The following is a 20,068-nucleotide window of genomic DNA, read 5'->3' as shown; positions in this document are numbered from 1 at the left end:
TCGCTCAGGATAAGGTGCGGCGGTGGACGAGTTTCTCAAGTGGTACTTTTCCGACCATCCCGTGCTCGCCAGCCTGCTGGGGGCGGACGGTTACGATCACACCCTAGGCGACTTCACCGCCGCCGGCTGGGCCGCCCGCGAGCGCGAGGAGGCCCGCTGGGCCGAGCGGCTGCAGGGGCTCCCCACCGCCTCCCTCGACGACGAGATCGACAGAGACCTCGTCCTCTCCCAGCTCAGAGGCTCGATCGCGATCGCCTCGTCCTGGCCCGAGTGGCGCCGCGACCCGGGCGTCTACCTCTCGCCGGTCTTCGGCGCGATGTACACCCCGTTCCAGCGGCGGCTCCAGCCCGAGCCCGAGCTGGTGGCGGCCGCCATCTCCCGGCTGGCGGAGGTGCCCGGCGTGCTCGCCGCCTGCCGCGCCAACCTCGACCCCGACCTCGCCGCGCCGCTGCTCGTCCAGCGCGGCCTCGGCCAGGCCCGCACCGGCCGCAACTTCCTCACCCGCACCATCCCCGGCATGGTCGGGGACGACGGGTTGCGCGCCAGGCTGGCCGAGGCCGCCGAGCCCGCCGCCCGCGCCTTCGACGAGCTCGTGACCTTCCTGGAGGGCTTCACCTGCGGCGGCACCTGGCGCATGGGGGAGAAGCTCTACTCCACCCTGCTCCGCGAGCGCGAGCTCCTCGGCTACGGCGCCGCCGAGCTGCACGAGAAGGGCAAGGCCGCCTGGGCCGAGCTGGACGCCAGGATGCGGGAGGTCTCCGTACGGGTGAACGGCGGCGAGGACTGGCGCGCGGCCATGGAGTCCCTGATGGACGATCACCCGCCCACCCTCGCCGACATGCGGGCCGAGTACGAGGCCGAGACCCTGCGCGCCCGCGCCTTCGTCGCCGAGCGCGACCTGGTCACCTTCGCCGACGGCGAGGAGTGCCAGGTGCTGCCCTCCGCCGAGTACACCCGGCCGGTCCTGTCCGTCGCCCACTACCTGGCGCCGCCGCCGCTGGCCGGCTCGCGCACCGGCGTGTTCTTCGTGCCGTACACGCCGGACGACTTCACCGAGGAGCAGGTGCGCCAGCGGCTGCGGACGAACTCGCGGGCCCAGATGCCCTCGATCGCCGTCCACGAGGCCTATCCCGGCCACCACTGGCACCTGTCGTACATGGCGGGCAACCCGCGCACGGTCAGGAAGGTCTTCCGCACCCCCTACTTCAGCGAGGGCTGGGCCCTGTACGTCGAGAAGCTCCTGCACGAGCAGGGCTACTTCGACACCCCCGCCACCGAGCTGGCCCACCTGGACTGCCGGATCTTCCGCGCCGCCCGCATCGTCGTCGACACCGCGCTGCACTGCGAGGACATGTCGATCGAGGAGGCCGAGACGTTCATGGCCACGAAGGCGTCGCTGTCGCCGGGCACCGCCCAGGGGGAGGTCAACCGCTACTGCGCCTGGCCCACCCAGGCGCCCTCGTACCTGACGGGGGCCATCGAGATCGACCGGATCCGGCAGTCGTTCCAGGGCTCGCTCAAGGAGTTCCACGACCGCATCGCCGGCTCCGGCGGCCTGCCTCTGGGGCTGGCCGAGAAGGCGGCGCTGGGCTAGCGGCGGGCTCAGCCCTTCGGGGGAGTGGGGTCGTTGCCGGGGGCGATGGTGCGCTGGTCGCGCACCTTGCCGTCGGTGCCGTGGACGCGCAGCTCGCCGCCGCCGTCGCGGTGCAGCAGCTCGCGGGCCCGCTCCACCGCCTCGGCCTGGGTGGCGGCCGTGTGCAGCGCGCGCTCGGAGCCGGGCCTGGTGACCGCCCAGGTGCCGTCGGGGCGCTGGACGACGTCTCGGGAGTTGGCCTGTCCGGCCATGATCGTTCCTTTCTCGCGACTGACACTGGACCGGGCGTCTACCCCGTGATCGGCCCGGCAGTCACGCGTCAGCCGCGCCGGGGGAACGACGGCGGGTCGAGCGCCCGCTCGACCACGGCGGCCAGCTGCTCGTCCGTGAGGACGGCCGGCCGCCCGACGCCCAGGCCCCTGACGTAGACCTCGCACAGCCACTCCAGCAGCCGGGTGGCCTCGAACGCCTGCTCCAGGCCGGGCCCGATGGTCACCCCGCCGTGGTTGGCGAGCAGCGTGGCCTGCTTGCCGGCCAGCGCCTCCCGCACGTTGGCGGCCAGCTCGTCGGTGCCGTACGTGGCATAAGGGGCGACCTTGACCACGCCGCCGAGCAGCAGCGCGTTGTAGTGCACCGGCGGCAGCTCGGTCATCGTCGTGGCCACGACCGTCCCGAACACCGAGTGCGTGTGGACCACGGCCCGCGCGTCGGTGCTCGCGTAGATCGCCAGGTGCATGGGCGTCTCGCTGGAGGGCTGCAGCTCGCCCTCCACCAGGTAACCCTCGACGTCGACCAGCGGGCACATCTCGGGCGTGAGCCGGTCGAGCGCCACGCCGGACGGGGTGACCGCGACGAGGTCGCCCTCGCGCGCGCTGAGGTTGCCGGACGTGCCGATGACCAGGCCGAGCTCGACGGCACGGCGGCCGTACGCGCAGAGCTGTTCGCGAAGGTCCATGAGGGCGCAATCTAGTCGGTCGTCCGAATACGGGCAATCGCGCGCGGTCACAGGCGGTCGAGCGCGCGCAGCATCAGCCGCTCGACGTCCACCCGGTTCAGCCGGTCCGGGTAGAGCAGCAGGTGCAGGCTGAGCCCGTCCACGAGGGCGAGCAGGTGCTCGGCGAGGTCGTCGAGGCCGTCGTCGGGATGGTCGCCGCGCAGCTCGCCGGCCGCCCGCGCCTGGCCCAGCAGCTCGCGTACGGCGGCGCGCAGCTCGTCCGCCTCCGCCCGCTGCACCCCGGCCAGCCGCTCGGAGGCGAGGCTGCGGCTCCAGAAGCTGACCTCCAGCCGCGACTCCTGCGTACGCTCGGCGTCCAGCGGCAGGTTGTCCAGCAGCAGCTCGCGCAGCGCGGCGAGGCCGCTCGAGCCCTCCACCTTGCCGGTCAGCCGCTCGCGGATGCGCTGGTGCGACTGGCGCAGCGCCGACAGCAGGATCTCGTCCTTGTCGGCGAAGTAGTGGGCCAGCACGCCGTTGGAGTAGCCGGCCTCCTTGGCGATGGCCCGGGTGGTCGCGGCGTCGATGCCGTCCCTGACGATCACCCGGCGGGCCGCCGACAGCACCTCTCGCCTGCGCTCGTCGTGGTCGACGATCTTCGGCATCGAAACCTCCACTTGACGTTTTATTCGGACGTCTGTCTATTTAGACTATGACCGTCGTCACCGTCGGCGTCCACATCGTCGACATCCTCGCCAGGCCCGTCGAGCACATCCCCGAGGGCCAGGACACCGTGCTCGTCGACCAGATCCGCCTCACGGCCGCCGGCGCGGCGGCCGGCACCGCAGTGGATCTGGTCAAACTGGGCAACGACGTGGTCACCATGGGCGCGGTCGGCGACGACGAACTCGCCGACTTCCTGCTCATGGTGCTGGCCAAGCGCGGCGTCGACACCTCCTGCCTGCGGCGCAAGTCGGAAGAGGCGACCGCCGCCTCGATCCTGCCCATCCGGCCGGACGGCGGGCGGCCCAGCTTCCACGTCCCCGGCGCGAACCTCTCCGTCGTCCCCGCCGACCTCGACACCGACGTGCTGCGCCGCGCCCGGGGCGTGCACCTCGGCGGCGTGGACGTCACGTTCGGGCTCGGCGACCCGGCCTTCTTCGCCCTCCTGGACGAGCTCCGCGCCGCCGGCGCCGTCGTCACGATGGACCTGCTGTCGGAGCTGCCCGACCTGCTCGGGATGGCGCGGGCCTTCCTCCCGCACGTGGACTACGTCCTGCCCAACGAGTCCCAGGCCCGGCTCATGACCGGGGCCGAGGACGTCGAGGAGGCCGCCCGCGCGCTGCTGGCCGACGGCCCGCGCGGCGTGCTCGTCACCCTCGGCGAGGAGGGCAGCCTCGTCGTCACCGGCGACGGGGCCGAACGGGTGCCGGCCATCAAGACCGAGGTCGTCGACACGACCGGCTGCGGCGACGCGTACTGCGCCGGCTTCCTCACCGGCCTGCTCCACGGCGAGGACGTCCTCGCCGCCGCCCGCTGGGGCACGGCCGCCGCCGCCCGCGTCGCCACCGGGCTCGGCTCCGACGCCGGCCTCACCGACCTCGACTCGACCCTAAGGATGCTTCGATGAACGACGCCGACCTCCGCGCGCGGGCCGCCAAAGTCGTCCCCGGCGGCATGTACGGCCACCTCAACGCGGCCCTGTTCGCCCCCGGCTTCCCCCAGTTCTTCGAGCGGGGCGAGGGCTGCCGCCAGTGGGACGTGAACGGCCGCGAGTACATCGACTTCATGTGCAGCTGGGGCCCGGTCGTGCTGGGCCACCGGCATCCGCGCGTGGAGGAGGCCGCCGCCCGCCAGGCCGCGCTCGGCGACTGCCTCAACGGCCCCGGCCCGATCATGGTGGAGCTGGCCGAGCTGCTCGTGGACCTGATCCCGAGCGCCGACTGGGCGATGTTCTCCAAGAACGGCACCGACGCCACCACCCAGGCCCTCATGGTCGCGCGGGCCGCCACCGGCCGGACCAAGGTTCTGATGGCGCACGGCGCCTACCACGGGGCCGACCCCTGGTGCACGCCCTCGCCGGCGGGCACCACGCCCAACGAGCGGGCCGACCTGGTGGAGTTCGCGTACAACTCGCTGGAGTCCCTGGAGGCCGCCGCGGCCACCGTCGAGGGGGACGTGGCGGCGATCATCGTGACGCCGTTCAAGCACGACTCGTTCGAGGACCAGGAGCTGGTCGAGCCGGCCTTCGCGCGCGGGGCCCGCGCCCTCGCCGACCGGATCGGCGCGGCGCTGGTGATCGACGACGTGCGCGCCGGGTTCCGGATCGACCTGCGGGGCTCCTGGGAGCCGTACGGGGTCCGCCCCGACCTGACCGCCTGGTCCAAGGCGATGGCCAACGGCTACCCGATCGCCGCCGTCACCGGCACCGACGCGCTGCGCGGCGCCGCCCAGACGTTGTACTCGACCGGCTCGTTCTGGTTCTCCGCGGTCGCGATGGCGGCGGCCAAGGCCACCATCGAGACGCTGCGCGACACCGACGCCATCGCCGCCATGGAACGCGCGGGAGCCCAGCTCCGCGAGGGCCTCTACACCCAGGCGAAGGCGCACGGCTTCGTGGTCAACCAGACCGGCCCGGTGACCATCCCGTGGCTCAGCTTCGACGGCGACGCCGACCTGTCCGTGGCCATGCACTGGAGCGACGCCTGCCTGCGCCACGGCGTCTACCTGCACCCGTGGCACAACTGGTTCATGTCGGCGGCCCACACCGAGGAGGACGTCGCCAAGGCGCTCGAAGGCACCGACCTGGCCTTCGCCGAGACCCGTGCCCACTTCGGCTGACCCGGGGTTCAGCTCGTGACGCGGTAGTGGCCGTCGCCGTGGCCGCCGAGGAGCCGCGCCGTCGCCGGGAACAGCGGCGACGGCAGGTCGCCCACGGCGAACCAGCGCCACGACCGGAACACGTGCGGCTCGGTGACCACGGGCTCGCCCGACCGCAGCTCCATGGTCACCGCCGCGGTCACCCGCACCACTCCCTCCCCGGGATGGTCGAGCACCACGGCGGTGACCCGGGGCGGCCCTGCGTCGGACAGGCCGGTCTCCTCGCGCAGCTCACGCGCGGCGGCCGCCTCGAACCCCTCGCCGGGCTCCACCGCCCCGCCCGGCAGGCACCACGACGGCGGCTCGCCCGCCTTGACCCGCTCGCCCAGCAGGATGCGCCCGCCGGGCGCGGTGAGCACGACGCCGACACCGATGATCCGATCCACGGGACCTCACCGTAACGGCTTCAGGCCCGCTTCCCCGACTCGGCGGCGGCCCAGGCGAAGACGCCCCTCGCCATGAGGGAGCGCTCGTTCGCCGCCCGCGCCGCGAACACCTCCGCCCGCACCCGGTGCACCCCCGCGTCGTCCGGCGCGGCCAGGGCCGCCATCTCGGAAAGGTGCCCGGCCAGGCGCTCGTCGCCGTCGGACAGCGCCTTCAGCGCCGCGTCCGCCAGCGCCGCGGGACCGCCCGCCAGCCTGGCGACCGCCCCGGCCACCACGGCGTCGGGGGCGGGCTTGAGCGTGGCCGGGTTGCCGTCGTACCAGCCGCCGTAGAGCCGCCACAGATTCCGTACGACGAACTCCGGCTCGTCGTAGCGCGCCCGCAGGTAGGGCCGGTCGGAGAGGTGCGCGGGCGGGCGCACGGTGTGGATGATCTCGTCCAGCCTGGCCCCGGCGTTGAGCAGGTCCAGGGTCTGGGCGACCAGCGACTCCAGCCACTCGGCGGTCTCCAGCAGGGCCTGCCTGATGCGGTCGCGGCCGAAGATCGGCGCGCCGTGGCTGGGCAGCATGATCTCGGCGTCCATGGCGGCCATGCGGTGCAGGGCGTGCACCCACTCGCGCGGATAACGCTGGACCTTCTGCGGGTTGCCGCAGTTGGGCGTCACCCAGATGAACAGGTCGCCGGGCAGCAGCAGCCGGTGCTCGGGGACGTAACCGACCGTGGCGTCGTCGGTCTCGCCCTTGGCGTGCGTGAGCTCGAAGGTCAGCCCGGCCCGCCGCACGGTCAGCGCGTCGCGGTAGGTCACGTCGGGGTGGCGGTACTCCGTCGGCCAGCGCAGGTCGTCCGCCTGGAACTGGCGCTGGTTGATCACCGCGTTGTAGCCGTTGGTGAGCACGTAGCGCCGGAAGCGGTCGCCGACGGCCTCGTGGGCGTAGACGGTGGCGCGCGGCCCCGACTCCTCGAACGGCCCCAGCCCGAAGACGTGGTCGATGTGCCCGTGCGAGTAGAACGCGGTGGTCAGCGGCGCGCGGCTCCAGGCCCGTACGTCCTCGTGCAGCCGGCCTGCCGAGAACGGGCTGCCGGTGTCGAAGAGCGCGAGCTCGCCCTCGCCCGCGAAGGCGATCACGTTGCCGAAGCCCTGCCACCAGCCGACCCCGCCCGCGATCGGGTGGACGCCGCCGCCGGCCAGGCCCGCGTCCACGATGCTGTCGTCCGACTCGCCGCGCCAGACGCGGTCCGCGTACTCCTCGATCATGTGACCCACTCTGCGTCGGGGGAGCGCCCCCCGGCAAGGACCCGGCCCTGCCATAAGGTTGCCTCATGGACGTCGAGAGCAGGCTCAAGGACCTTCCCGCCTGGCGGCGCGAGGGCGAGGAGATCCGGCGCACCGTCGAGGCGCCCGACTTCCCTGCGGCCATCCGGATCGTCGACGCGATCGCGGTCAAGGCCGAGGAGCTCAACCACCATCCCGACATCGACATCCGCTGGCGCACCCTGCACCTGGCGCTCACCACGCACGACCAGGGCGGCCTCACCGAGCTCGACTTCACGCTGGCGGCCGTCATCGACGCCATCGCCGCCGAGCACGGCGCCTGACGGGCTTCTCGCCAATACTCCCCGTAGTGCCGTGGTCACTCGTTAGAGTGGGTGGCCTCTCGGCAGCCGCCGGCTCCGGACCTTGGGGGAGTTCACATGCGTGTGCCCGCGTTCCTGCTCGTTCTGCTCGCCGCCGCCGGCTGCGCGGGCTCGCCCCCGCCCATGCACGCCGCGGGGCCGGACGAGCGCGCCGCCGCCCCGGCGGGCGCCGCCCAGGCGGGCGCGGTCAACCTCTCCTCGGCGGGCGAGTTCACGACCACCGACACCGGCGTCATCGCCTACAACCGCACGCTCGTCCCCCAGGGGGCCCAGGTCAGCGTCACCGTCGAGTCGTCGGCGGGCGCGACCCGCACCTCGCTCGTCGCCGAGGGCCTGCTGCCCGGCCACCACTACGGCGCCCACCTGCACGCCAAGCCCTGCGGCGGCAAGCCCGACGACGCCGGTCCGCACTACCAGCACCACCCCGGTCAGATCACCCCGGCCAGCGAGGTCTGGCTCGACTTCACCACCGACGCCGAGGGGGCGGGCCGGTCCACGGCCAAGCAGGGCTGGGCGTTCGACCCCGCCCATCTGCCCGGCTCGCTGGTGATCCACGCCAAGCCCACCGTGACCAGCGGCCCGCAGGCCGGCACCGCCGGTGACCGGGTCGCCTGCCTGACCCTGCGCTGATCGCGAAACCGGTTTCATCCGAGCTTCTCGCGGTGCGACACTTACACAATTACATACTGGAGAAGGGCAGCGCAGTGACCAGCCAGTGGCAGCCACCCCGATTACGGCTCTTCGAGCACGCGCACCGCCGCGTCACCTGGCTGGAGCTCCTCTACGACCTCGCCTTCGTCGTGGCCGTGGCCGAGCTGGCCGCCGCGCTCGGTGAGGGCCGCCTCCTCGTCTACGTCGGTCTGTTCGTGCCGGTCTGGTGGGCCTGGGCGGGCTACGTCTTCTACGCCAACCGGTTCGACACCGACGACGTCAGCCATCGGCTGCTGGCCCTGCCGCAGATCCTCGCCGTGGCCGCCATGGCCGCCGCCGTGGGCGACATCGAGCAGCGCTCGGGGCTGTTCGCGCTCGCCTACGTCGCGGCCAGGCTGCTGCTCGTCGTCGCCTACCTCCGGGCCGGGCGGCACGTGCCCGAGGCCAGGCCGCTGACCACCCGCTACGCCGCCGGGTTCGCCGTCGCCGCGCTCGTCTGGCTGGCCTCGCTCGCCGTCGAGCCGCCCGTGCGTTACGCGTTCTGGGCCGTGGCCCTGCTCGTCGACCTCGGCACCCCGCTGCTGTCCCGCCGCCACCAGGGGAAGCTGCCGCCGCAGACCGAGCACCTGCCCGAGCGGTTCGGCCTGTTCGTGGTCATCGTGCTCGGCGAGGCCGTCAGGTCCGTGGCCGTCGGGCTCAAGGGCCACGAGGTGACGCCGGGCACGCTCGCCGTCGCCGCCGCCGGGGTGGCCATCGCGATGGCCTTCTGGTGGCTCTACTTCGGCCACACCGACGAGTCCGTGGTGCTGCGAACCCGGCTGGCCGGGCAGGTCTGGGTCTACTCCCACCTGCCGCTGTCGCTCGGCCTGGTCGCGTACGCGATCGGCGTCGAGCAGGCCATCGCCCATCCGGCCGCGACGAGCTGGGCGGTCGGCGTACCGGCCGCGCTGGTGCTCGCCGTGCTCGGCGTCCAGCACCTGTGCTCCGGCGGGCGTCGCGCCGCCACGCTGCGCCTGGCCGCCGCGGCGCTCACGCTCGCCTCGGCCGCGCTGCCCACCGCCGCCGCGCTGGCGCTGATCCTCGCGTACGCGGCCGCCCAGGTCGGTTACGACCTCCTCCGTCCCCGCCCCGTGGAAGGCCCCGTGGAAGGAGCCGCCGCATGACCGCCCAGGACGTGTTCGACCGTCAGCTCGCCGCCATCGCCGCCGGCGATCTCGACGCCCTGCTGGCCCAATACCACCCGGAGGCGGTCGTGGTCCGCTTCGACCGGGTGGCGAGTGGCCCGGCGGAGGTCCGGGGCCTCTTCGCCGCCTATCTGGAGGCGAAGCCGCAGGTGGACGAGGTGGTCTCGGTCCGTACGAGCGACGACGTGATCTTCTACCAGGCCCGGATGACCGTCGGCGGCAACCGGGTCGAGACCTACGGCACGCTGGTGCTGCGCGACGGCCTCATCTGGCGGCAGACCGCTGCCGCGCGCCCGCTCGCCTGAGTGCTCAGCCGAAGACGGCGGGCGGCGGGACCGGCGCCAGCACGTGGTCGCCGTCCCTGATGGGGGCCGCGCCGGCGACGAAGTTCGTCAGCGCCTCCCCGTGGACGCACCGGGCCTGGGTCAGGCCGCCGGCCGCGCGCCGGGTCAGCAGGTCCAGCGGCAGCTCCGCGCGGGAGGCGGCGACGATGAGGTTGCCGAAGCGCCGCCCCCGCAGGACGCCGGGCTCGGCCAGCAGCGCCACGTGCCTGAACGTCTCCGTGACGGTCGCGACCAGGCGCCGGGCGAAGGCGAGCCCCTTGCCGTCGGCCAGGTTGACCAGCAGGGTGCCCTCCGGGCGCAGGACGCGGGCCAGGTCGCCCATGTACTCGGTGGTGGCCAGCTCGATGGGCATGGTCGCGCCGGTGAAGGCGTCCAGCACCACCAGGTCGGCGGTGTCGTCCCACACCTTGCCGGTGCCCGTGCGCCCGCCCTCCACGATCACCTTCAGCCGCGGCACCGAACGCAGGTCGAGCTGCTCGCGTACCAGGTTGACGAGGAGACCGTCGGGCTCGATCACGATGTGGCGCGAGCCGGGGCGGGTGGCGGAGACGTAGCGCGGGATCGAGCAGGCGCCGCCGCCGACGTGGAGGCAGCTGAGCGGTCCGTCGTCGAGGAGGTCGATCACGTCCGCCATGAGACGTACGTACTCGAATTCCAGAAATGTGGGGTCTTTGAGATCCACATAAGACTGGGGTACGCCATCCTTGGACAGCACCCAGCCGTCCTGCCTGTCCAGGTCCCGGAGAAGTTCGACCTCGCCGAACGTCACCGGATAGACCCCAGGCGCCGGTTCCCGCTGTCCACGTGTCACGCTGATCCCTCCCGGGAGAAACCGTATGCGACGCCGAAGGCTGATTGTGCTCGTTGTCGCGATGACCGCGATAGTCGGCGCGGGCGCGTTCGCCGTCTTCGCGGCGGAAAGGGTGAAGGGGAGCGCGGCCGGGACGGCGGCGGCCTACTTCGCGGCCTGGAGCAAAGGGGACGTCCTCGGCATGGAGCGGCTGGTGCACCAGCCGCCCGCGGACTTCGTGCCCCGCCACCGGGCGCTGTCGGAGGAGCTGCACGTCGAGTCGATCGCGCTGACGCCGGGGCCGCTGCGGCGGACGGGCGAGGAGATGGCGGAGGTGCCGTTCGCGGGCGTGCGCCGGCTCGCGGAGTTAGGCCCGTGGCCGTTCGACGGCACGCTGCGGCTGGCCGTGCGCGACCGGGCGTGGAAGGTCCTGTGGACGCCCGAGACGCTGCACCCGCTGCTCAAGGACGGCGCGCGGCTGGAGCTGGGGGAGATCGAGACGACCTCGGCCGAGTTCGTGACCAGCGAGGGCGACCGCATCCCGCACGACAGCTACGCCGACGCCTATCTCGATCCGCTGAAGCCCGAGTTCGCCGAGGCGCGCTCCGGCTGGGAGTTGCTGCTGAAGACGCCGGGGCAGCCGGACCGGTCGCTGCTCAGCAAGAAGCCGGCGGCGAACGTCGAGCGCACCACCCTCTCCCGCTCGGTCCAGGCGGCCGCCGCCCGCGCACTGGACGCGGTGGACGACTCCACCATCGTGGTCGTCCGGCCCAGCACCGGCGAGATCCTGGGCCTGGCCGACCGGCTGAAGGACAACTACAGCGCCGTGCGCGACGTCTTCCCGCCGGGCTCGGTCTTCAAGACGGTCACCGCGGCGGCGCTGCTGCAGCAGGGCCTCGATCCGCTGGCCGAGGTGCCGTGCCCCGGCTCGTACACCGTGCCGGGCTTCCGTACGATCCGCAACGACGGCGAGGTGGACCGGGGGACGGTCACGTTCACCGACGCCTTCGCCCACTCCTGCAACACCACGTTCGTCGAGCAGGCGACCAGCCGGCTGACCTCGGCGGCGCTGGCGGAGACGGCGGCCGCGTGGGGCTTCGGCCGACAGGTGGTGACCGGGATCGGCGGGAGCTGCGGGACCGTCCCGGTGACGGAGAGCGTGGACACCTTCGCCGAGGACGTGATCGGCCAGGGCGAGGTGGTGACGACGCCGCTCTGCATGGCCGCGCTGGCCGCCGCCGTGCAGAGCGGCACCTGGCGCTCGCCCCGGCTGCTGTCGAAGGAGCAGGTGCGCCGCGTGGACGGCGTCACGAGCGAGGACGTCCGCATGGACGAGCGCGTCGTGCCGGCGCTCAGGTCCATGATGGCGGCCGTCGTGGACCACGGCACGGCGTCCGGCATGGGGCTGCCCGCGGGCGTGGCGGGCAAGACCGGCACGGCCGAGACGCCGGACGGCGGGTCGCACGCGTGGTTCATCGGATACCGCGGTGACCTGGCCTTCTGCGTGTTCGTCCGGCACGGAGGATCGGGGCGCGGCGCCGCCGTGCCCATCGCCGTCCGCTTCCTCAACGGCCTCTAACCTACGGTACCGTAGGTTATATGACGACCTTGACCGTTAAGCCCAGGCTGCGCGGTTGGCTGCACGCGGGCGCGCTGCCCGTGGCCCTGGTCGCGGGCTTCGTGCTCGTGGCGCTCGGCCCGACGCTGCAGGCCCGCCTGGCCTCCGCCGTCTACGCGATCACCTCGGCCCTGCTGTTCGGCATCTCGGCGACCTACCACAGGAGCACGCTCGGGCCGAGGCTGGCCGCCGTCCTGCGCCGCTTCGACCACGCGAACATCTACCTGATCATCGCGGGCACCTACACGCCGTTCGCGCTGCTCGCCCTGGAGGGCGTGGCGCGGGTGGCCGTGCTCGGCGTCATCTGGTCCGGTGCGGCGGCGGGCGTGCTGTTCCGGTTGTTCTGGCTCGACGCGCCGCGCTGGCTGTCCACCGCGCTCTATCTGCTGCTCGGCTGGACCGCGATCTTCGTGATGCCGCAGCTCCTGGAGGGCGCGGGGGTGGCCGCCGTGGTGCTCGTCGCCGTGGGCGGCGTCTTCTACTCCGCCGGCGCGGTCGTCTACGGGCTGCGCCGCCCCGACCCCTCGCCCCGCTGGTTCGGCTTCCACGAGGTCTTCCACGCCTTCACCATCGCCGCGTACCTCGTGCAGTACATCGCGGTGTCGATCGTCGTCTACTCCCAGGGCTGATCGGCACGGCGGCGGCCGTTGAAGAACTTCACTTAATGGGTAGTTATCCCGTAATTTTTACGTGTGGGTCGGCGCTTCACCGGAGAAGCGAACGACCCATCTGCCCACAGTGGAGGCGACATGGACGTACACACCCGCCTTGCCCGCCACCTGCTCGTCGACGGCTACCGCCTGGTGCTCGACCTGGAGCGCAGCCGCGGATCCTGGCTCGTCGACGCCCGCGACGGCCGCCGCTACCTGGACTTCTACACCTTCTTCGCCTCCGCCCCCCTGGGCGTGAACCCGCCCTTCGACCCCGATTTCGTACGGTTGCTCGGCCAGGTCGCACGTAACAAACCGGCCAACCCCGACATGTACACCGAGCACCTGGCCGACTTCGTGGAGACCTTCGTCCGCGTGCTCGGCGACCCCGCCCTGCCCCACCTGTTCTTCGTCGAGGGCGGCGCCCTCGCCGTCGAGAACGCGCTCAAGGCCGCCTTCGACTGGAAGAGCCGGCGCAACGAGGCGGCCGGCCGCTCCCGCGACCTCGGCGCCAAGGTCATGCACCTGACCCGGGCCTTCCACGGCCGCAGCGGCTACACCATGAGCCTGACCAACACCGAGCCGGGCAAGACCGACCGTTTCCCCGCCTTCGACTGGCCGCGCGTCGAGGTGCCCGCAACCCATCTCGGCGAGGTCGAGGCGGCCGAGGAGCGCGCCCTGGCCCAGGCCAGGGCCGCGTTCGAACGGCATCCGCACGACATCGCCTGCTTCATCGCCGAGCCCATCCAGGGCGAGGGCGGCGACAACCACATGACGCCCAGGTTCCTGCAGGCCATGCAGCGCCTGTGCCACGAGTACGACGCCCTGTTCGTCCTGGACGAGGTCCAGACCGGCGGCGGCACGACCGGCACGCCGTGGGCCTACCAGCAGCTCGGGCTGGAGCCCGACGTCGTGGCGTTCGCCAAGAAGGTCCAGGTCGGCGGCATCATGGCGGGCCGAAGGATCGACCTGGTGCCCGACAACGTGTTCCAGGTGAGCGGCCGGATCAACTCCACCTGGGGCGGCGGGCTGGTGGACATGGTCCGCAGCCGCGGCATCCTGGAGATCATCGAGCGCGACGGCCTGATCGAGCGCGCCGCCACGCTCGGCACCGTGCTGCTCGAACGTCTCGTCAAGCTGGAGGCCGATCATCCGGAGACCGTCTCCGGCGTGCGCGGGCGCGGCCTGATGGCCGCCTTCGACCTGCCCTCCCCGGCCGACAGGGACGCCCTGGTGGCCCGGCTCAGGGAGGATCACGGCGTGCTCGTGCTGGCCTGCGGGCCCCGCTCGGTCCGGCTGCGACCGGCGCTCAACATCCCGGAGGCCGACCTCGACCACGGGCTGCGCGCGCTGACGGCCGCGGTCGGCGGCGAGGCGCCGGTCACTGGGTGACGCTGGTGGCGGTGCGGCGCGGCCCGAGGTAGCGCCAGAAGAACTCCAGCAGCACGATCATCCGGTTGCGCCCGCCCAGCAGATACGCGATGTGGACGAAGATCCAGATCAGCCAGGCGGGGAAACCGCGCATGGTGAGCCCGCTGGGCCGCTCCAGCACCGCCTCCGCCTTGCCCACCGTCGCCATGATGCCGGGGTCCCTGTAGCGGAACGGCCGCAGCGGCTCCCCCTTGGCCGCCGCGATGATCTGCCGCCCCGCGTGCCTGCCCATCTGCAACGCCGGCTGGGCGAGCTGGGGGAGCGGCTTCGGTGGCGCGCCCAGGTCGCCGGCCACGAAGATCTCCGGATGGTCCGGCACGTTCAGCGCGTCGGTGAGCGTGATCCGCCCGCCCTTGCCCTGCGGCAGCCCCCAGTCGGCGACCTGGTCGGGCGCGGTGACGCCGAGCGCCCACACGGTCACGTCGCTCGGCACCCGGGTGCCGTCCTTCAGCACCACCGCGTCCGGCTCCACCGACGCCACGGTCGAGCCCAGGCGCATCCGCACGCCGCGCCTGCGCAGCGCGTTCTCCGCCGCCTGACGCAGCCGCGGTTTGTACGGGGCCAGCACGTAGTCGAAGCGCTCCACCAGCGTCACGCTCGTCTGGTCCGGCCGGACCTCGGGATGCGTCAGCGGCAGCGTACGGCGGCGCAGCTCGGCCAGCGTGCCGGCCACCTCGACGCCGGTCGCGCCCGCGCCCACCACCACGACGTTGGTGCTCTCGCGCCGCCCGGCCGCCGTGTCCTCCAGATAGTGCTGGAGCCGCCGCCGCAGGACGGCCGCGTCGCTCAGCGAGTAGATGGGCAGCGCGTTCTCCCTGGCGCCCGGCACGCCGAGCCAGTTCGTGGTCACGCCGGTGGCCAGCACGAGGTAGTCGTACTCCAGGGAGGTGCCGTCCTCCAGCTCCACCCGCCGCTCGTTCGGCAGCACCTTGCTGAGCGCGGCCCGGCGGGCCCGTACGTTCGGCCACCTCGCGGCGAAGGTCCTGATCGGGTAGGACACGTCCGCCGTGCCCATGCCGGCGGTGGCCACCTGGTAGAGCAGCGGCTGGAAGGTGGAGTACGGGTTGCGGTCCACCACCGTGACCAGCGCCCCGCCCTTGGCCAGCTCCCGGGTGGCGGCGAGACCGGCGAAACCGGCTCCGACCACCACGACCCGCGTTCTCCTTACCATGACCGGGTTCCTCCCCCTCGACGGCGCCATGGAGTCCTATGACTCCGTCAGCGTCGGTTAAACCAAGGTGAGAAGAAAGGCCCCCCTTCCCTGTGCGCCGGGAAATGGGGTTACGGTGATCCCTGGGAGGAGATCACCGATGTCGCAGCAAGTGACCACCATCGAGCGCCTCGGCCACCGCATCGCCGAACGCCGCGAAGCGCTCGGCCTCACCGGCGAGGAGCTGGCCGAACGCGCGAAGGTCGAGGCCGGCTACGTCGCCTACCTCGAAGGACGGGCCGGGCTGCCCCTGCGCGAGGCGCTCGCCCGCCTGGCCGGAGCCCTGGAGACGACCGTCGAGGAGCTGCTCGCCGAGCCGCCCGCGGGCGGAGGGCCCGCCGCCGCGCACCCCGAGCTGGTGGTGCTGGACGAGAAGGAGAGCCTGCGGCTCCTGGAGCCCGGCGGGGTGGGCCGCATCGCGTTCGACGGCCGCTACGGGCTCACCGTCCTGCCGGTCAACTTCCGGCTGCTGGACGGCGCGATCGTCTTCCGCACCTCGCCCGGCGGCTCCACCGACGAGGACCTGCGCACCGGCGTGGCCGACGTCGAGTACGTGGTGGCCTTCGAGGTCGATCGGATCGAGGAGCGGACGCGAGGCGGCTGGAGCGTCCTGGTGCAGGGCTCGCTGCACCACGTGACGGACGAGGAGGAGCGCGCGGCGGCCGTGGCCACGGGCGTGGAGCCGTGGGCGGGCGGCGACCGCGGGCAATACCTGAAGATCACGCCCACCCGCGTGACCGGCCGCCGCGTCGACCCGGGCACCTGAGGGCCCGCCAGCGTCGCACCGGCCGTGTCGCACCGGCCGTGTCGCACCGGCCGTGTCGCACCGGCCGCGTCGCACTGTCCGCGTCGCCCCCGGCCGGTGTCCCGGCCGGAGGCCGGCTACTGGTGGCGGGACCTCCAGAGGCCGATGGCGGTGACCCGGCTGTCCACGCCGAGCTTGGCGTAGATGCGGTTCACGTGGTTCTTGACGGTCTTCTCGCTGAGGAACAGGCGCCGCGCGATCTGACCGTTGGACTCCCCGTCGGCGATGAGGTCCATGACCTCGATCTCCCGTTTGCTCAGGGACGTGAACACGCTCTCGAACGCTGCGTCGTCGACTCTCATCCGGCCTCCGGGGGCGCGAAGACGGTCAGATCGCCGAGGCCCCCGTGCTTCCGGCGTTAGCGGTAGACAGCGAGCATAACCCGCATTGTCGTGATTTGGTGGCGATTGTCGGGAGAAAAACGACGACGGCCGGTCCATCAGGACCGGCCGTCGTGCGCATGGGGTGAGTGAAGGGACTTGAACCCTCGACACCCAGGACCACAACCTGGTGCTCTGCCAACTGAGCTACACCCACCATGACCACCCGCGCGAGGTGGCACAGGAAAAGTGTAGCGGGGTTCGGGAGTCTTTACGCCACTCCTTATCCGCTGACACGCCCCGCTCAGCCGCTGACCCGCTCGGGCCTAGCCGCTGACCCGCTCCGCGAGGGCTCGCGCGGTCACCGAATCGGGCCCCGGCTGCTCCACGAAGATCGCCGCCCGGTAGTAGCGCAACTCCCTGATGCTCTCGGTGATGTCGGCCAGCGCGCGGTGCCCGCCCTGCTTCTCCGGCGCGGCGAAGTAGACGCGGGGATACCACCGGCGGGCCAGCTCCTTGATCGACGACACGTCGATCATCCGGTAGTGGAGATGGCCGTCCACCGCCGGCATGTCGCGGGCCAGGAACGTGCGGTCGGTGCCGATGGAGTTGCCGCACAGCGGGGCCTTCTTCGGCTCGGGCACGTGGTGGCGGATGTAGTCGAGCACGAGCGACTCCGCCTCGGCCAGCGTCATCCCGCCGGCCAGCTCGGGCAGCAGCGCCGAGGCGGTGTGCATCTCACGCACCACCTGCGACATCTGCTCCAGCGACTCGGGCGGCGGCTTGATGATCACGTCGACGCCTTGGTCGAGCTGGTTGAGCTCGCTGTCGGTGATGATGCAGGCCACCTCGATCAGGGCGTCGCGCCCGAGGTCGAGCCCGGTCATCTCGCAGTCGATCCAGACCAGCAAGTCACTCATACGATCTCCTCGCCCAGCGGCTCGGAGCGATCCGCCCGCTTGTTACCCCCACCAGCCTAGTGCCACTGGTCACGCGGGCTTGAGCGAGCCGACGACCTTGCCGACCACGTCGGTGCCGAGATTGTCCGGCACGGAGACGTAGAGGAGGGCGGGCTGCTCGTTCGCGCCACGGTCCATGAGCACGATGGCTCCGGTCTCCTTCTTCCACTTGTAGCCGTTCTCCTCCGACGCCTTCGTGAAGTCCAGCTCGAACTGCAGCAACCAGCCCTCGCGGTCGCCGATCTTGATGGCCTTGTCGGCCGCGATCTTGGTCTCGTGCGCGACCGAGTAGAACTGCGCGAAGTCCATGAAGACGGCCTGCGCGGTGGCACGGAGACCGGAGGCGCCGGTGTAGGGGTAGAGCTCGTTGAGCACGCCCGTGGAGACGTTGCCCACCCAGGTGCCGCCCTTGCCGTCGTAGTTGTCGTGCGAGGTCTTCTCCACGCTCGACGACCAGAGCTGGCGGGTGGGCGGCGGGTTGTCCGGGTTGAGCTGCGGGGGCACCGACCAGCCCTCGGGCACCTCGTACGAGATCCCGGTCCGGGTGTCGGCGATCCGGCCGTCGGCGGGCTGCGGCGGCGGGGATGCCTGGTCGGGCGACGGTTGCTCGGAGGGGGGCTCCTGGGTCGGCTGCTCCGGCGGCACGTACGTGTCGCCCGGGGTGGACAGCGCGCCCGTGTCGCCGCGGTTGACGAGGAAGATCCCGCCCGCGACGAGCAGCGCGACCACCACGAGCGCCGCCAGGCCGCCGAACACCCACGGCATCGGGTTGCCCTGCTTGGGCGGCGGGCCGTAGCCGCCGGGCCCCTGGGGCGAGCCGCCGGGGCTCCAGTGCGGCTGGGTGGGCGTCGGCTGGCCGTAGGCGGACTGCCCGTAGGTCGGTCCGCCGTACTGCGACGTCGGGTTCGCGGGGGTCACCGACCAGTCCGGCCGCGCCTGCTGCTGCGGGCCGGAGGCCGGCTGCTGCGGCTGAGGGTGGGGCTGGGACTGCGGTGCGGGCCCCTGCTCCTGGACGTGGGTGGCGTCGGTCCACTGGCTGCCGTCCCACCAGCGGAGCTTGGGCTCGCCATAGGGGTCGGGATACCAGCCCGCGGGGGTCTGGGTGGTCATGTTGGCCAGATTAGTAAGAAACCGCTCCGGTATGCAGGCCGGGCGCGTCAGCACTTGTACGTGAAGCTGACCTTGTCCGTACGCGCCGGCTCGGGGCTCACGATGCGCAGCGTGGCGGTGGCCTTGGCGGTGGCCTTGCCGTTCAGCGACCAGCGCAGCGGCAACTGGTAGGACGTCTGGTCGGACCGCGTCTGGAGGGTGCCCTTGACGACCTCGTCGTCCAGGTTCTTGTGCCACTCGTAGGTGATCACGCCGGACCCGCCGTTGGTGACGACCACGCCGGTGACCAGGGCCGTGGCGTCGCATCCGTACGACTTCTTGGCCACCTTCACGTCCACGGAGCCGATCGCGAGGTCCGGCGCGTCGCTCAGCCTGAACCAGGCCAGGATCGCCCCCACCATGATCACCGCGAAGAGCGCCGTGGAGCCGATCGTGCGCCAGCGCCGCGACCGGGCCGCCCTGACCCGGCGCCCGCCCGCGCCGCCGCCGCCGCGCTGCACGGTGTCGGCCTCCGGCCGGCCGGAGCGCCAGATCTGCTCGGCCGTGGTCGCCGGCCGCTGCTCCTGCGTGCTCACGCCGGGCCCGAACTGCACGGCTCCGGACCGCCCCGCCTGCTCCGGCCCCGCCAGCCCCGCGCCGGACTGTCCCGGCCCCGCATACCCCGGCCCCGACTGTCCCAAACCGGACTGTCCCGGCCCCGCAAGTCCCGATCCCGACTGTCCCGGCCCCGGGTGTCCTGGCCACACGCGGCCCGGGGCGAGCAGCGTCACGATGTCGCCCTCGTCGCGCGGCAGCGGGGGCAGGGCCGCCGCAGCGGCGTGCGCGGCAGGCTGTGCGAACGCCGAGCGGCCTCGCGCCGCCCGCGCCAGCCCCTCCCTGCCGATCGTCCCGCCGGGCAGCGACGCCTGCTCGGCGAGCAGCGCGCCGCGCGCGGCGGCGAGGCCCAGCGTCCCGGCCAGCCCGGCGGCCCGCTCGAAGAGCTGCGCCGCCTGCGGCGCCCACGCCACGAACGACGCGGCGAGCCCGCGCGCCAGCGCCGCCCATCCGGCCGCGTCCCGCTCAGGCGGCGAGACCAGGCCGCGGATGGCGTCGGACAGTCCCCGCTCCGACAGCAGCGCCGCGCCCTCGGACGTGACGACCACCGTGCCGGGGTGCACCGAGCCGTGCGTGACCCCGGCCGCGTGCAGCGCGATCAGCGTCTGCGCGGTCTCCACCAGGGCCGAGGCCGCGCCGGCCGGTTCGATCGGCGCGGTGGTGAGCAGGTCGGCCAGCGTCGGGCTGACCGCCTGGCCGGTGAGCAGCCACACCTGGTCGCCGGCCGCCACCACGTCCGCGACCGGGATGAGCCCGGTCAGCCCGCCCAGCACCAGCCGCTGGTCGGTGAGGACGGCCGCCACCACCCGCTCGCGTACGCCCGGCAGCCCGATGAGCCGCGCGTCGAACAGCAGCGCTCCCGCCCTGCGGCCGTCCGGCGAGATGGCGTCGATCCAGTTGCCCAGCTCCGTCATCCATGTGTGCTCGGTCAGCCGGAAACCGGCGATACCGTGCTCAGGGTTGTTCATCGCCGTTCGC

At 72.5% G+C, this 20,068-nt stretch carries 22 protein-coding genes and 1 tRNA gene; 11 read left to right on the top strand and 12 right to left on the bottom strand.

The window, feature by feature from the left end:
- Positions 1 to 22: 22 nt before the first annotated feature.
- Entirely contained in the window at positions 23 to 1,594 is a 1,572-nt protein-coding gene (locus tag BMW85_RS06405; RefSeq protein WP_091078089.1) for a DUF885 domain-containing protein, read from the top strand.
- A gap of 8 nt (positions 1,595 to 1,602) precedes the next feature.
- Here the strand turns inward: BMW85_RS06405 and BMW85_RS06400 are convergent, their stop codons facing one another.
- The 3 genes from BMW85_RS06400 to BMW85_RS06390 form a co-directional block, all read right to left on the bottom strand.
- Positions 1,603 to 1,845, bottom strand: a complete 243-nt coding sequence (locus BMW85_RS06400) for a DUF2188 domain-containing protein (RefSeq protein WP_091078086.1) — start codon at positions 1,843 to 1,845, stop codon at positions 1,603 to 1,605.
- 68 nt (positions 1,846 to 1,913) lie between these two features.
- Complete coding sequence (locus BMW85_RS06395; protein WP_091078084.1) at positions 1,914 to 2,549, bottom strand: class II aldolase/adducin family protein; 636 nt, start codon at positions 2,547 to 2,549, stop codon at positions 1,914 to 1,916.
- 47 nt (positions 2,550 to 2,596) lie between these two features.
- Positions 2,597 to 3,190 (bottom strand): TetR/AcrR family transcriptional regulator, encoded by a 594-nt coding sequence (locus BMW85_RS06390; RefSeq protein ID WP_091078081.1) that lies wholly within the window; start codon positions 3,188 to 3,190, stop codon positions 2,597 to 2,599.
- A gap of 47 nt (positions 3,191 to 3,237) precedes the next feature.
- Here BMW85_RS06390 and BMW85_RS06385 point away from each other — a divergent pair, with 47 nt between their 5' ends.
- Both BMW85_RS06385 and BMW85_RS06380 read left to right on the top strand, forming a co-directional pair.
- The gene (locus BMW85_RS06385; RefSeq protein ID WP_091078079.1) at positions 3,238 to 4,155 is read left to right on the top strand and encodes a carbohydrate kinase family protein; all 918 of its coding nucleotides are present in this window, start codon (positions 3,238 to 3,240) and stop codon (positions 4,153 to 4,155) included.
- Positions 4,152 to 5,366, top strand: a complete 1,215-nt coding sequence (locus BMW85_RS06380; RefSeq protein ID WP_091078077.1) for an aminotransferase class III-fold pyridoxal phosphate-dependent enzyme — start codon at positions 4,152 to 4,154, stop codon at positions 5,364 to 5,366. Before BMW85_RS06385 ends, BMW85_RS06380 begins: the two co-directional genes overlap by 4 nt.
- Before the next feature lie 8 nt (positions 5,367 to 5,374).
- On the opposite strand, the gene BMW85_RS06375 is transcribed toward BMW85_RS06380, so the two are convergent.
- The gene (locus BMW85_RS06375) at positions 5,375 to 5,791 is read right to left on the bottom strand and encodes a nucleotide triphosphate diphosphatase NUDT15 (protein WP_091078075.1); all 417 of its coding nucleotides are present in this window, start codon (positions 5,789 to 5,791) and stop codon (positions 5,375 to 5,377) included.
- A gap of 20 nt (positions 5,792 to 5,811) precedes the next feature.
- Positions 5,812 to 7,044 carry an alkyl sulfatase dimerization domain-containing protein gene (locus BMW85_RS06370; protein ID WP_177240521.1) on the bottom strand — a complete coding sequence of 411 codons (1,233 nt, stop codon included), beginning with the start codon at positions 7,042 to 7,044 and terminating at the stop codon, positions 5,812 to 5,814.
- A 65-nt stretch (positions 7,045 to 7,109) separates the two neighbouring features.
- Here BMW85_RS06370 and BMW85_RS06365 point away from each other — a divergent pair, with 65 nt between their 5' ends.
- The 4 genes from BMW85_RS06365 to BMW85_RS06350 all read left to right on the top strand — a co-directional run bounded on the left by BMW85_RS06365 (position 7,110) and on the right by BMW85_RS06350 (position 9,564).
- A complete protein-coding gene (locus BMW85_RS06365; protein WP_091078069.1) occupies positions 7,110 to 7,385 on the top strand; it encodes a 4a-hydroxytetrahydrobiopterin dehydratase in 276 nt (91 codons plus the stop codon).
- A 96-nt stretch (positions 7,386 to 7,481) separates the two neighbouring features.
- Complete coding sequence (locus tag BMW85_RS06360; protein WP_091078066.1) at positions 7,482 to 8,054, top strand: superoxide dismutase family protein; 573 nt, start codon at positions 7,482 to 7,484, stop codon at positions 8,052 to 8,054.
- A 74-nt stretch (positions 8,055 to 8,128) separates the two neighbouring features.
- The gene (locus BMW85_RS06355; RefSeq protein ID WP_177240520.1) at positions 8,129 to 9,238 is read left to right on the top strand and encodes a low temperature requirement protein A; all 1,110 of its coding nucleotides are present in this window, start codon (positions 8,129 to 8,131) and stop codon (positions 9,236 to 9,238) included.
- Complete coding sequence (locus BMW85_RS06350) at positions 9,235 to 9,564, top strand: nuclear transport factor 2 family protein (protein WP_091078062.1); 330 nt, start codon at positions 9,235 to 9,237, stop codon at positions 9,562 to 9,564. Before BMW85_RS06355 ends, BMW85_RS06350 begins: the two co-directional genes overlap by 4 nt.
- A gap of 4 nt (positions 9,565 to 9,568) precedes the next feature.
- On the opposite strand, the gene BMW85_RS06345 is transcribed toward BMW85_RS06350, so the two are convergent.
- Entirely contained in the window at positions 9,569 to 10,414 is an 846-nt protein-coding gene (locus BMW85_RS06345) for a spermidine synthase (RefSeq protein ID WP_245774656.1), read from the bottom strand.
- Between the two features lie 61 nt (positions 10,415 to 10,475).
- Between BMW85_RS06345 and BMW85_RS06340 the strand changes: the two genes are divergently transcribed.
- The 3 genes from BMW85_RS06340 to lat all read left to right on the top strand — a co-directional run bounded on the left by BMW85_RS06340 (position 10,476) and on the right by lat (position 14,053).
- A complete protein-coding gene (locus BMW85_RS06340; protein WP_177240519.1) occupies positions 10,476 to 11,972 on the top strand; it encodes a penicillin-binding transpeptidase domain-containing protein in 1,497 nt (498 codons plus the stop codon).
- Between the two features lie 20 nt (positions 11,973 to 11,992).
- A complete protein-coding gene (trhA, locus tag BMW85_RS06335; protein ID WP_177240518.1) occupies positions 11,993 to 12,640 on the top strand; it encodes a PAQR family membrane homeostasis protein TrhA in 648 nt (215 codons plus the stop codon).
- A gap of 120 nt (positions 12,641 to 12,760) precedes the next feature.
- A complete protein-coding gene (lat, locus tag BMW85_RS06330) occupies positions 12,761 to 14,053 on the top strand; it encodes an L-lysine 6-transaminase (RefSeq protein ID WP_091078053.1) in 1,293 nt (430 codons plus the stop codon).
- On the opposite strand, the gene BMW85_RS06325 is transcribed toward lat, so the two are convergent.
- Positions 14,043 to 15,263, bottom strand: a complete 1,221-nt coding sequence (locus BMW85_RS06325; RefSeq protein WP_218155684.1) for an NAD(P)/FAD-dependent oxidoreductase — start codon at positions 15,261 to 15,263, stop codon at positions 14,043 to 14,045. The genes lat and BMW85_RS06325 overlap by 11 nt on opposite strands.
- A 139-nt stretch (positions 15,264 to 15,402) precedes the next feature.
- On the opposite strand from BMW85_RS06325, the gene BMW85_RS06320 reads away from it, so the two are divergent.
- A complete protein-coding gene (locus BMW85_RS06320; RefSeq protein ID WP_091078048.1) occupies positions 15,403 to 16,068 on the top strand; it encodes a helix-turn-helix domain-containing protein in 666 nt (221 codons plus the stop codon).
- A 116-nt stretch (positions 16,069 to 16,184) separates the two neighbouring features.
- On the opposite strand, the gene BMW85_RS06315 is transcribed toward BMW85_RS06320, so the two are convergent.
- From BMW85_RS06315 to BMW85_RS06295, 5 genes are all read right to left on the bottom strand, one after another.
- Entirely contained in the window at positions 16,185 to 16,409 is a 225-nt protein-coding gene (locus BMW85_RS06315) for a helix-turn-helix domain-containing protein (RefSeq protein WP_091078046.1), read from the bottom strand.
- Positions 16,410 to 16,568: 159 nt separating this feature from the next.
- Positions 16,569 to 16,644, bottom strand: a tRNA-His gene (locus BMW85_RS06310).
- A 109-nt stretch (positions 16,645 to 16,753) separates the two neighbouring features.
- Positions 16,754 to 17,347, bottom strand: a complete 594-nt coding sequence (gene orn / locus BMW85_RS06305; RefSeq protein ID WP_091078043.1) for an oligoribonuclease — start codon at positions 17,345 to 17,347, stop codon at positions 16,754 to 16,756.
- 69 nt (positions 17,348 to 17,416) lie between these two features.
- Positions 17,417 to 18,496, bottom strand: coding sequence for a DUF2510 domain-containing protein (locus tag BMW85_RS51815; protein ID WP_091078042.1), 1,080 nt, complete (start codon positions 18,494 to 18,496; stop codon positions 17,417 to 17,419).
- Between the two features lie 47 nt (positions 18,497 to 18,543).
- Positions 18,544 to 20,058, bottom strand: a complete 1,515-nt coding sequence (locus BMW85_RS06295) for a protein kinase family protein (protein WP_091078039.1) — start codon at positions 20,056 to 20,058, stop codon at positions 18,544 to 18,546.
- Positions 20,059 to 20,068: the final 10 nt, after the last annotated feature.

Origin of the sequence: Nonomuraea wenchangensis, assembly GCF_900111685.1 — a bacterium.
GTDB lineage: Bacteria > Actinomycetota > Actinomycetes > Streptosporangiales > Streptosporangiaceae > Nonomuraea > Nonomuraea wenchangensis.
Note: the sequence above shows the minus strand (reverse complement) of the source record. Positions and strands in the feature narration are given on the sequence as shown.

Excerpts from the sequence above, each read along its gene's own strand:
- BMW85_RS06400 (WP_091078086.1), bottom strand. The coding sequence starts at position 1,845 with ATGGCCGGACAGGCCAACTCCCGAGACGTCGTCCAGCGCCCCGACGGC.
- BMW85_RS06325 (WP_218155684.1), bottom strand. The coding sequence starts at position 15,263 with ATGGTAAGGAGAACGCGGGTCGTGGTGGTCGGAGCCGGTTTCGCCGGT.
- orn (WP_091078043.1), bottom strand. The coding sequence starts at position 17,347 with ATGAGTGACTTGCTGGTCTGGATCGACTGCGAGATGACCGGGCTCGAC.
- BMW85_RS06390 (WP_091078081.1), bottom strand. The coding sequence starts at position 3,190 with ATGCCGAAGATCGTCGACCACGACGAGCGCAGGCGAGAGGTGCTGTCG.
- BMW85_RS51815 (WP_091078042.1), bottom strand. The coding sequence starts at position 18,496 with ATGACCACCCAGACCCCCGCGGGCTGGTATCCCGACCCCTATGGCGAG.
- BMW85_RS06385 (WP_091078079.1), top strand. The coding sequence starts at position 3,238 with ATGACCGTCGTCACCGTCGGCGTCCACATCGTCGACATCCTCGCCAGG.
- lat (WP_091078053.1), top strand. The coding sequence starts at position 12,761 with ATGGACGTACACACCCGCCTTGCCCGCCACCTGCTCGTCGACGGCTAC.
- BMW85_RS06380 (WP_091078077.1), top strand. The coding sequence starts at position 4,152 with ATGAACGACGCCGACCTCCGCGCGCGGGCCGCCAAAGTCGTCCCCGGC.
- BMW85_RS06315 (WP_091078046.1), bottom strand. The coding sequence starts at position 16,409 with ATGAGAGTCGACGACGCAGCGTTCGAGAGCGTGTTCACGTCCCTGAGC.
- BMW85_RS06295 (WP_091078039.1), bottom strand. The coding sequence starts at position 20,058 with ATGAACAACCCTGAGCACGGTATCGCCGGTTTCCGGCTGACCGAGCAC.
- BMW85_RS06395 (WP_091078084.1), bottom strand. The coding sequence starts at position 2,549 with ATGGACCTTCGCGAACAGCTCTGCGCGTACGGCCGCCGTGCCGTCGAG.
- BMW85_RS06340 (WP_177240519.1), top strand. The coding sequence starts at position 10,476 with ATGACCGCGATAGTCGGCGCGGGCGCGTTCGCCGTCTTCGCGGCGGAA.
- BMW85_RS06320 (WP_091078048.1), top strand. The coding sequence starts at position 15,403 with ATGTCGCAGCAAGTGACCACCATCGAGCGCCTCGGCCACCGCATCGCC.
- BMW85_RS06360 (WP_091078066.1), top strand. The coding sequence starts at position 7,482 with ATGCGTGTGCCCGCGTTCCTGCTCGTTCTGCTCGCCGCCGCCGGCTGC.
- trhA (WP_177240518.1), top strand. The coding sequence starts at position 11,993 with ATGACGACCTTGACCGTTAAGCCCAGGCTGCGCGGTTGGCTGCACGCG.
- BMW85_RS06370 (WP_177240521.1), bottom strand. The coding sequence starts at position 7,044 with ATGATCGAGGAGTACGCGGACCGCGTCTGGCGCGGCGAGTCGGACGAC.
- BMW85_RS06350 (WP_091078062.1), top strand. The coding sequence starts at position 9,235 with ATGACCGCCCAGGACGTGTTCGACCGTCAGCTCGCCGCCATCGCCGCC.
- BMW85_RS06365 (WP_091078069.1), top strand. The coding sequence starts at position 7,110 with ATGGACGTCGAGAGCAGGCTCAAGGACCTTCCCGCCTGGCGGCGCGAG.